Here is a 9,163-nt window from a genome sequence, read left to right as displayed (position 1 = left end):
CGAAGGCCCCGGCCAGCGGGTCGGCTCCTGCGTCCGCTCGGCGGTGCTGCGGAAGTCGCAGATCACCAGGATCCCCAGGCTGGAGAGGTAGCCGTAGTCGGCCTCGGTCAGCCCGACCATCGAGCCGGACCGGTAGAGCTGGCCCCAGCGCACCATCCGCCCGTCGGCGCTGCGGTAGCGCCCAGGTCGCGGAAGTTGCGGCCGCCCAGCAGGACGTCGCGGCGGGTGGCGGCCATGTGCGGATCTCCCTCTCCCCAAACGCCGGCGCCATGCGCCCGGCGCGTCGTCTCTGCGGAGCTAGAACCGTCCGATGACGGCTGGACTTCGCCCCGATGACGCTTCTGCGAAATCCCCGCCGAGCTCGCCGAGCCGCGATCCGGCTTCCAACGGACCTGGCCGGCCTTTAGAACCCCGCTTTGGCAGGAGCCCTACGATGCATCGCAACCCCGACGGATCGTGGGACAAGTCGAAGCTTCCCAGCCGGCACGTGACCGAGGGCCCCAGCCGCGCGCCGCACCGGTCCTACTACTACGCCATGGGCCTGGGCAGCCGCGAGATCGCCCAGCCCTTCGTGGGCGTCGCCTCCTGCTGGAACGAGGCCGCCCCCTGCAACACCACCCTGATGCGCCAGGCCCACGCCGCGTCCGAGGGCGTCAGGGCGGCCGGCGGCACTCCGCGCGAGTTCTGCACCATCACCGTCACCGACGGCATCGCCATGGGTCACGAGGGCATGCGCTCGTCCCTGGTCAGCCGCGACGTGATCGCCGATTCCGTCGAGCTCACCATGCGCGGCCACAGCTATGACGCCCTGGTGGGCGTGGCGGGCTGCGACAAGTCCCTGCCGGGCATGATGATGGCCATGCTGCGCCTGAACATCCCCAGCGTGTTCCTCTACGGCGGCTCGATCCTGCCCGGCGTCTGGCGCGGCCGGGAGGTGACCGTGCAGGACATCTTCGAGGGCGTCGGCAAGCATTCCGCCGGCCAGATGACCGACGAGGAGCTGGAAGACCTGGAGCGGCACGCCTGCCCCGGCGACGGCGCCTGCGGCGGCCAGTACACCGCCAACACCATGGCCTGCGTGTCGGAGGCCATCGGCCTGGCCCTGCCGCTGTCCTCGGCCCTGCCGGCGTCCTACCTCGACCGCGACGCCTATGCGCGGGCCAGCGGCGAGGCCGTCGTGGCGCTGATCGAGCGCAACCTCCGCCCGCGCGACATCTGCACCCGCGAGGCCTTCGAGAACGCCGCCATCGTGGTGGCGGCCACCGGCGGCTCCACCAACGGCGGCCTGCACCTGCCAGCCATGGCCCACGAGGCGGGGATCCGCTTCACCCTGCGCGACGTGGCCGAGATCATGCGGCGCACCCCCTACCTCTGCGACCTGATGCCCGGCGGCCGGTACCCGGCCAAGAAGATGGGCGAGGCGGGCGGCGTACCCATGCTGCTGCGCACGCTGCTGGACGCCGGCCTGCTGCACGGCGACGTCATGACCGTCACCGGCAGGACCCTGCGGGAGAACCTGGCGGGCGTCGTCTGGCGCGACGACCAGGACGTTATCCGCCCGGCCTCCGATCCGCTGTCCACCACCGGCGGCGTCGTCGGCCTCTGGGGCTCGCTCGCGCCCGACGGCGGCATCGTCAAGGTGGCGGGGCTGTCGCACACCAAGCACCGCGGCCCCGCCCGGGTGTTCGACGGCGAGCAGGCCTGCTTCGACGCCGTCGAAAAGCGCCAGTACAAGGAAGGCGACGTGCTGGTCATCCGCTACGAGGGCCCCAGGGGCGGCCCGGGCATGCGCGAGATGCTCTCCACCACCGCGGCCATCTACGGCCAGGGGATCAGCGACAAGGTGGCCCTGGTCACCGACGGCCGCTTCTCCGGCGCGACCCGGGGCCTGTGCATCGGCCACGTCGGTCCCGAGGCGCAGGCGGGCGGCCCCATCGCCCTGGTCCGCGACGGCGACATCATCGCCATCGACGCCGACGCCGGGACCATTGACCTGGAGGTCGACCCCATCGAGCTGGAGAACCGCAAGCGCCACTGGCAGCCGCACGAGACCGCCTACGGCGCCGGCGCCCTGTGGAAATACGCCCAGATCGTCGGCCCCGCCCACCTGGGCGCCGTCACCCACCCTGGCGGCGAGGCGGAACGGCATGTCTACGCCGACATCTGACGCGCTCCGAAACCGCTGATCCCGGCCTTCGCCCACAGGCGCTGACTTAAGGGCGACGGCGCCTTTTCCTCCCCGCCCCGAAGAGGACGGGGGAGGAAAAGCCCTGCGGCGAAAACTGAAGGATTAACTTGGCGCCTATGGGCGAAAGCCGGCACGAGCGGGGAGGGGGCTCAGAAGGGCGCCTCGTCGTCGTCCAGCTCGTCCTCGCCGTCGTCCTGCGGCAGGTTCCGCCGCTCCGGCTGGGCCGGCGCTTCGGCCGCCGCCGGCGGCTTGGCGGTCGGCGGCGGGACGGGGCGCGCAGGCGAACCCTGGCGGCGCAGGATGGCCTCGGCGCGGGCCAGCCAGCGGTTGGCCTCCTGCAGGGCGCCGGCGGGGTAGGCCGGGCTGTCCTTGCGGGCCTCCGCGCCTTCGATCCAGAGATCGAGCTCGAAGTCCGGGTGCGCCGCATCGTCGAACAGCAGCCGCAGGGTGATCCGGCCGGCGTCCGGGGCGGCGCGGTCCAGCGCCCGGCGAGGCTCGCCGCGGTAGGCGCGGCCCAGAACCTCGCCGTCGACCACCAGCTCGGCGCCCATCAGTTCGTCGATCCGGTAGACCAGGCACCAGGCTCCGCAGTCCCAGGCTGTCGCCAGCGTTCCGCGTGAGAACGAGAAGCCCACGCCGCGCCCGCGGGCGCTGACCAGCGCCTCGGGCGCCGCGCCCAGCACGTACTTCAAGGCCCGCCGGATGCGGCGCTCCTCCGCCATGAACCGGATGGCCCCGGCGCCGGCGAAGGTGAGGACCGCGCCGGCCAGCAACAGCAGAAGGATCAGGCGGACGACGTCGCTCATGCGCCTAGACGTCCAGCTCCACCACCACCGGCACGTGGTCGGAAGGCTTGTCCCAACCGCGGACGTCCCGGTGGATCACGCAGGCCTTCAGCCGGTCGGCGGCCTGCGGCGTCAAGAGGGCGAAGTCGATGCGGATGCCGTTGTTCCGCTGCCAGGCGCCGGCCTGGTAATCCCAGAAGGAATAGGCGCCAGGCGCCCCGTCGGCCTCCAGGTAGGCGTCGGTCAGCCCCAGCCACTTCAGCGCCCGGAACGCCGCCCGGCTCTGCGGCTGGAAGAGGGCGTCCCCCTCCCAGTTCTTGGGAAACTCGGCGTCCCGGGGCTCTGGAATCACGTTGAAGTCCCCCACCAGGGCTGTGGGCTCCTCCAGCGCCAGGATGTCCCGCGCTCGCGCCTCCAGCCGTTTCATCCAACCCAGCTTGTAGCTGAACTTCTCGGTCCCCACCGGATTGCCGTTGGGCAGGTAGATGCACGCCACCCGCACCGGCTGCGGCCCCGAGATCACCGCCTCGATGTAGCGGGCGTGGTCGTCGGCGTCGTCGCCCGGCAGGCCGCGGCTCACGTCCTCCAGGGGACGCTTCGAGAGGATCGCCACCCCGTTGTAGGTCTTCTGGCCGTGGACGGCGATGTTGTAGCCCAGGCGCTCGAAGGGCTCGGCGGGGAACTTCTCGTCCACGCACTTGAGCTCCTGCATGCAGATCACGTCCGGCAACTCCTGCGCCACCCAGCGCTCCACCGTGGCCAGGCGGGCGTTGATCGAGTTGACGTTCCAGGTGGCGATTCGCATGGCGGGCTCCGAAAGCCGCGCCACGCTAGAGGGGAGGGCCGGCGCCCTCAACCATCAGATCGAGAAGCTGACGCCGCAGCCGCAGCTCGACTTGGCGTTGGGGTTGCGGACCCGGAACTCCGCCCCGGCCAACTCGTCGACGAAGTCGATCTCCGAGCCCTTCAGCAGGGCCAGCGACACGTCGTCCACCAGGGCGGTGGAGCCGTCGCGCTCCACCCGCAGGTCCTCGGGTTCGGCGTGGTCCACCAGGTCGAACTGGTACTGGAATCCGGAGCAGCCGCCGCCCTCCACGGCCACGCGCAGCATCAGCGCCTTGCCTTCCTTTTCCGCGATGGCGCGGATCCGGCGGGCGGCGGCGGGCGATAGGGTGAGGTCGTGGGCGGTCATGGGTGTTAAACGTCTCTTCCGGCAAGCTTATATGCGACCTCCACCGGCTTCGACCAAGGGGCCATTAGAAAAGCCGCCAAATGCCCTCGACGCCGTTTCCCCGTGCGCCCTACGCCGAAGACCCTGCCCGATCGCTGGGCCGCAAGCTCGCCGAGCCGGAAAGCCGCACCCGCACCGCCTTCGCCCGCGACCGCGACCGGATCATCCACGCCACCTCCTTCCGCCGGCTGAAGGAGAAGACCCAGGTCTTCGTGGCGCACGAAGGCGACCACTTCCGCACCCGGCTGACCCACTCGCTGGAGGTGGCGCAGATCGCCCGCTCCCTGGCCGTCGCCATGGGGCTGGACGCCGACCTGGCCGAGACCGTCGCCCTGGCCCACGACCTCGGCCATCCGCCGTTCGGCCACGCCGGCGAGGACGAGCTGGAACGGCGGATGGAGCGGTTCGGCGGCTTCGACCATAACGTCCAGACCTTCCGTGTCGTCACCAAGCTGGAGCGGCGCTACCCGCGCTTCGAGGGGCTGAACCTGACCTGGGAGACGCTGGAAGGCGTCATCAAGCACAACGGACCGGTGGACGGGAAGCTGCAGAAGCCTTCGTGGCGGGCCATCGCCGAGTTCGACGCCGAGTACGGCCTGCGCCTGTCCACCTGGGCCTCGGCGGAGGCGCAGGTGGCCGCGCTCTCCGACGACATCGCCTACAACAACCACGACGTGGACGACGGGGTGCAGGCGGGCCTGTTCCACCTGAAGGAGCTGCTGGACGTGCCGCTGATCGGCCCGATCCTGGCCGGCGTCTACGCCGAGTTTCCGGACGAGGACGCCAGCATCGTCCGCCTGGAGGCGGTGCGGCGGATGATCGGGGCCATGGTCGACGACGTGATGGACGAGACCGCCCGCCGCGCGGCCGCAGCCAAGGTCGGCTCGCCCGAGGACGTGCGCAACCTGGGCCACGCCCTGGTGGCCTTCTCCCGCCCGATGGTCGAGGACCTGGCGCAGCTGCGCGCCTTCCTGATGGAGCGCATGTACCGGCACTGGCGCGTCAATAGGACGCGATCGCAGGCCCGCCGCATTCTGGCCGAGATGTTCCAGTTGTTCTTGACCGAGCCCGACGTTTTGCCGACCGAGTGGTTCGCCCGGTCGCAGAATCGCGACGAGGCCGGCCTGGCCAGGGTGGTGTGCGACTACATCGCCGGCATGACCGACCGCTTCGCCATCGAAGAGCACCGCAAGCTGTTCCACATCGACGCCTGGACCTAGAGCAAGCCGTTCGGACGAACTGAGGGGCTCGGGGGCGAGAGGGGGGTTCGTAGCGGCGACGCTTCGATAAACTGCCATTCCAGGCGGCCGCGATTCGCGGGCCCGCCCTTCGTCCTTTGGAGCCCTCGCGATGAGCGACCAAGATCGCGGCGCATATACTCCCCCGACCGACGCGCCGCTGTCCTTCGACGCGCGCCAGCCGGTGCGGGGCTCGCGCCCCGTGCCGCTCGCCCTGATCGCCAGCGGCTTCGTGCTGGTGCTGCTGGTCGGCGCGATCGTGGTCTTCTACCGCTCCGGCGTGCGCGAGGCGGGCCAGGCGCCCGCCACCGTCGGCCAGCCGGTGGAGTCCATGAAGGCGGCGGCCCCGCCGGACAGCCAGCCGCAGGATCCGGCCGCCGGCCTGCAGATCTACAAGTCCGAAGGCGGCGAGGCCGCGCCGGCCGCGCCCACCTTCACCCCGCCGCCGGAAGCGCCGGCCGCCAGGCCCGCCCCGGCGGTCCCCACCGCGCCCGTGCGGACCGCCCAGCTTGCGCCGGCCGCCCCGGCGGCGGCAGGCCTGAAGCCGGCCCAGCCGGTTGAGCCGCCCAAGGCCGCCCCGGCGAAGCCGGCCGCCGCCGCGCCGGCGCCGACACCCGCGGCCGCCGCGCCCAAGCCGACGCCCGTCCCTGCAGCGCCCGCCCCGGCGGCGGGCGGCGCCGCCGTGCAGATCGGGGCCTTCTCCTCACAGGCCCAGGCCGACAAGGGCTATGTCGACGCGGGGCGCATCACAGGCGTCGACATCGCCGGCAAGGGCAAGCGGGTCGAGCCCATCCAGCGCAACGGCTCGACGCTCTACCGCACCTCGGTGACCGGGTTCGCCTCCCGCGCCCAGGCCGAGGCCTTCTGCGGCCAGCTCAAGGCCGCGGGCAAAGCCTGCTTCGTGAAGTGACGGCCAGCGCCTGCATCCTCGGCTGCGCCTCCACGGCCCTGTCGCCGACGGAGCAGGCGTTCTTCCGCGACGTGCGTCCCTGGGGGTTCATCCTCTTCAAGCGCAACGTCGACAGCCCCGGCCAGGTCAGGGCGCTGGTCGAGGCCCTGCGCGCCTGCGTCGACCGCCCCGACGCCCCGGTCCTGATCGACCAGGAGGGCGGCCGGGTGCAGCGGCTGGGCCCCCCGCACTGGAGCCGCTATCCGCCTGGCCGCGCCTACGGCAACCTGCGGGGCGACGACCCGCTGCTGCGGCGGGAGATCGCCCGCCTGGGCGCGCGGCTGCTGGCCCACGACCTGGCCGAGCTCGGGATCAACGTGGACTGCGTGCCGGTGCTCGACGTGCCGGTCCCGGGCGCCCACGACGTCATCGGCGACCGCGCCTACGGGACGACGCCGCAGGAGGTGGCCTACCTGGGCCGGGCCGCCGCCGAGGGGCTGATCGCGGGCGGCGTGCTGCCGGTCATCAAGCACATCCCCGGCCACGGGCGCGCGGCCGCCGACAGCCACATGGCCCTGCCGGTGGTGGACGCGTCCTACGCCGACCTCGACGCCCGCGACTTCGTCCCCTTCCGTATGCTGTCGGACATGCCGATGGCGATGAGCGCCCACGTGGTCTACACGGCCATCGACCCCAGGCGGCCGGCCACCACCTCGCGCAAGGCGTTCCGCCAGGTGATCCGCGGCGCCATCGGCTTCGACGGCCTGGTGATGAGCGACGACCTCTCCATGCAGGCGCTATCGGGGAGCTTCGCCGAACGGTCGCGGGCGGCGCTGGCCGCCGGCTGCGACGTGCTCCTGCACTGCAACGGCGACATGGCGGAGATGCAGGGCGTGGTCGCCGGGTCGCGGACGCTCTCCGGCCGCGCCGCCCAGCGCGCCGCCGCCGCGCTCGCGCGCATCCCCAAGGCGCCCGAACCGTTCGACGTGGGCGAGGCCCGGGCGCGGTTCGCCGCCGCCTTCGAAGGGCGCCCGGCGGCATGACCCAGGGTTTCCAGCCGCCGCTGGACTTCGAGGCCGCCGGCGCCGCGGCCGAAGACGGCGAGGCGATGATCGTCGAGTTGGACGGCTACGAAGGCCCGCTGCACGTCCTGCTGGCGCTGGCCCGCAAGCAGAAGGTCGACCTGCTGAAACTGTCGGTGCTGAAACTCGCCGACCAGTACCTGACCTTCATCCAGCAGGCCGGGCGGATGCGCTTCTCGCTGGCCGCGGACTACCTGGTGATGGCCGCCTGGCTCGCCTACCTGAAATCCCGCCTGTTGCTGCCGAGGCCCGAGCGGGCCGCGGACGAGGAGCCGCCCGCCGAGGAGATGGCCGCCCGTCTGGCCTTCCGCCTCGCCAAGCTGGAGGCCATGCGCAAGGCCTCGGAGGCCCTGGCCGCCCGGCCGCAGCTGGGGCGCGACGTGTTCGGCCGCGGCGATCCGGAGGCGGTGCGGATCATCCCCTCCGGCGAGGTGGAGGGCGACCTTTACGGCCTGATGACGGCCTATGTCGGCCAGCGGGCCAAGGGACGCGAGCGCACCTACACGCCCCGCGCGCCCGAGGCCTATCCGCTGGAGGACGCCCGCCAGCGCCTGCGGGGCATGTTGCCGGACCTGGAGCGCTGGACGCCGCTCACCGGCGTCGCCCCGTTCCGCCATGGGGAGGAGGGACCCTCCCGCGCCTCCTTCGTCGCCTCGACCCTGTCGGCCAGCCTGGAGCTGGTGAAGGAGGGCGCCATGGAGGCCCGCCAGCTCGAAGCCTTCGCCGACATCTACCTGCGGGCCCGGAAGGCCGCGGCATGAGCGACCCCGCCACCGAGCGCGAAGTCGAGGCGCTGCTGTTCGCGGCCGCCGGCCCGCTTGCCCTGGACGACCTCGCCCGCCGCCTGCCGGAGGGCGCCGACGTGGAGGCGGCCCTGGCGGCGCTGGCGCAGCGCTATGCGGGGCGGGGCGTGGAGCTGGTCCCCGTCGCCGGCCGCTGGCGCTTCCAGACCGCGCCGGACCTGGCCTGGCTGATGAGCGAGGAGCGCGAGGAGCCCCGCCGCCTGTCGCGCGCCGCCCAGGAGACGCTGGCGATCATCGCCTACCACCAGCCGGTGACCCGCGCCGAAATCGAGGCGGTGCGCGGCGTGCAGGCCAGCAAGGGCACGCTGGACGTGCTGCTGGAGCTGTCGCTGGTGCGCATGCGCGGGCGGCGGCGCACGCCGGGGCGGCCGGTGACCTACGGCACCACCGGGAGCTTCCTCGAGCAGTTCGGCCTGGCCGGCCTCTCCGACCTGCCCGGCGCGGGGGAGATGAAGGCGGCGGGACTGCTCAGCCTCGACCTGCCGGCGGACTTCGCCGTGCCCGACCCGAACGCCCTGCACCCGGACGAGGACCCCCTGGACGACGGCGACGCGCCGGAATTCCACACCGATTTCCTCGGCGAAGCGGAGGCGGGGCGTTAGGACGCGGAGCCCGCGTTGGCGTCCGCCCGCAGGACCTATTATATTCCCTTTCGACTGAGCGGGCGCAGCGCATGGGCGGCCGTCGCCGCCAACCGGAGTTTGACACCATGGGCGCGTTTCAACCCATTCACTGGATCCTCGTGGCGGTGGTCGTGCTGCTGCTGTTCGGGGGCCGCGGCAAGCTGTCCTCGATCATGGGCGACGCCGCCAAGGGCGTGCGTGCGTTCAAGGACGGGCTGAAAGGCGAGGACGAGGCGGACAAGCCCGTCGTCAAGCCGACGCCGAGCGTCGAGGGCGGCAAGGACTGAGGGCCGACGCCGGGCGCTTGATCGCCCGGAGGTTCGT

At 72.2% G+C, this 9,163-nt stretch carries 11 protein-coding genes; 7 read left to right on the top strand and 4 right to left on the bottom strand.

Annotated features, from left to right (window positions below):
• Positions 1 to 258 (bottom strand): tyrosine-protein phosphatase (locus VGL30_RS18775; RefSeq protein ID WP_414694956.1); only part of this gene is annotated, 258 nt, incomplete at its 3' end.
• A 175-nt stretch (positions 259 to 433) separates the two neighbouring features.
• On the opposite strand from VGL30_RS18775, the gene ilvD reads away from it, so the two are divergent.
• Positions 434 to 2,167, top strand: coding sequence for a dihydroxy-acid dehydratase (ilvD, locus tag VGL30_RS05210; protein WP_331537494.1), 1,734 nt, complete (start codon positions 434 to 436; stop codon positions 2,165 to 2,167).
• A gap of 170 nt (positions 2,168 to 2,337) precedes the next feature.
• Here the strand turns inward: ilvD and VGL30_RS05205 are convergent, their stop codons facing one another.
• From VGL30_RS05205 to erpA, 3 genes are read right to left on the bottom strand one after another with little or no spacing between them, the layout of a single operon-like run.
• Entirely contained in the window at positions 2,338 to 2,994 is a 657-nt protein-coding gene (locus tag VGL30_RS05205) for a hypothetical protein (protein WP_331537492.1), read from the bottom strand.
• Between the two features lie 4 nt (positions 2,995 to 2,998).
• Positions 2,999 to 3,778, bottom strand: coding sequence for an exodeoxyribonuclease III (gene xth, locus VGL30_RS05200; RefSeq protein ID WP_331537490.1), 780 nt, complete (start codon positions 3,776 to 3,778; stop codon positions 2,999 to 3,001).
• A gap of 54 nt (positions 3,779 to 3,832) precedes the next feature.
• Complete coding sequence (gene erpA, locus VGL30_RS05195) at positions 3,833 to 4,165, bottom strand: iron-sulfur cluster insertion protein ErpA (protein WP_331537488.1); 333 nt, start codon at positions 4,163 to 4,165, stop codon at positions 3,833 to 3,835.
• Positions 4,166 to 4,245: 80 nt separating this feature from the next.
• Between erpA and VGL30_RS05190 the strand changes: the two genes are divergently transcribed.
• From VGL30_RS05190 to tatA, 6 genes are all read left to right on the top strand, one after another.
• Positions 4,246 to 5,424 carry a deoxyguanosinetriphosphate triphosphohydrolase gene (locus VGL30_RS05190; protein ID WP_331537486.1) on the top strand — a complete coding sequence of 393 codons (1,179 nt, stop codon included), beginning with the start codon at positions 4,246 to 4,248 and terminating at the stop codon, positions 5,422 to 5,424.
• Between the two features lie 130 nt (positions 5,425 to 5,554).
• Positions 5,555 to 6,352, top strand: coding sequence for an SPOR domain-containing protein (locus VGL30_RS05185; RefSeq protein WP_331537484.1), 798 nt, complete (start codon positions 5,555 to 5,557; stop codon positions 6,350 to 6,352).
• Complete coding sequence (gene nagZ / locus VGL30_RS05180; RefSeq protein ID WP_331537482.1) at positions 6,349 to 7,374, top strand: beta-N-acetylhexosaminidase; 1,026 nt, start codon at positions 6,349 to 6,351, stop codon at positions 7,372 to 7,374. The genes VGL30_RS05185 and nagZ overlap by 4 nt, the downstream gene beginning before the upstream one ends.
• Positions 7,371 to 8,174: a ScpA family protein gene (locus VGL30_RS05175; protein ID WP_331537480.1), complete on the top strand. Its 804-nt coding sequence runs from the start codon at positions 7,371 to 7,373 to the stop codon at positions 8,172 to 8,174. The genes nagZ and VGL30_RS05175 overlap by 4 nt, the downstream gene beginning before the upstream one ends.
• On the top strand, positions 8,171 to 8,818 hold the full coding sequence (gene scpB / locus VGL30_RS05170; RefSeq protein ID WP_331537478.1) for an SMC-Scp complex subunit ScpB: 648 nt from the start codon (positions 8,171 to 8,173) through the stop codon (positions 8,816 to 8,818). The genes VGL30_RS05175 and scpB overlap by 4 nt, the downstream gene beginning before the upstream one ends.
• Positions 8,819 to 8,925: 107 nt before the next feature.
• Positions 8,926 to 9,126 carry a twin-arginine translocase TatA/TatE family subunit gene (tatA, locus tag VGL30_RS05165; RefSeq protein ID WP_331537476.1) on the top strand — a complete coding sequence of 67 codons (201 nt, stop codon included), beginning with the start codon at positions 8,926 to 8,928 and terminating at the stop codon, positions 9,124 to 9,126.
• Positions 9,127 to 9,163: the final 37 nt, after the last annotated feature.

Source organism: Phenylobacterium sp., from assembly GCF_036502675.1.
Classification (GTDB): Bacteria; Pseudomonadota; Alphaproteobacteria; order Caulobacterales; family Caulobacteraceae; genus Phenylobacterium.
This window is presented reverse-complemented; position numbering and strand designations above follow the sequence as displayed.

What these genes read in the sequence shown, in the direction of transcription:
- ilvD (WP_331537494.1), top strand. Translation starts at nt 434, where the DNA reads ATGCATCGCAACCCCGACGGATCGTGGGACAAGTCGAAGCTTCCCAGC.
- VGL30_RS05205 (WP_331537492.1), bottom strand. Translation starts at nt 2,994, where the DNA reads ATGAGCGACGTCGTCCGCCTGATCCTTCTGCTGTTGCTGGCCGGCGCG.
- xth (WP_331537490.1), bottom strand. Translation starts at nt 3,778, where the DNA reads ATGCGAATCGCCACCTGGAACGTCAACTCGATCAACGCCCGCCTGGCC.
- erpA (WP_331537488.1), bottom strand. Translation starts at nt 4,165, where the DNA reads ATGACCGCCCACGACCTCACCCTATCGCCCGCCGCCGCCCGCCGGATC.
- VGL30_RS05190 (WP_331537486.1), top strand. Translation starts at nt 4,246, where the DNA reads ATGCCCTCGACGCCGTTTCCCCGTGCGCCCTACGCCGAAGACCCTGCC.
- VGL30_RS05185 (WP_331537484.1), top strand. Translation starts at nt 5,555, where the DNA reads ATGAGCGACCAAGATCGCGGCGCATATACTCCCCCGACCGACGCGCCG.
- VGL30_RS05175 (WP_331537480.1), top strand. Translation starts at nt 7,371, where the DNA reads ATGACCCAGGGTTTCCAGCCGCCGCTGGACTTCGAGGCCGCCGGCGCC.
- scpB (WP_331537478.1), top strand. Translation starts at nt 8,171, where the DNA reads ATGAGCGACCCCGCCACCGAGCGCGAAGTCGAGGCGCTGCTGTTCGCG.
- tatA (WP_331537476.1), top strand. Translation starts at nt 8,926, where the DNA reads ATGGGCGCGTTTCAACCCATTCACTGGATCCTCGTGGCGGTGGTCGTG.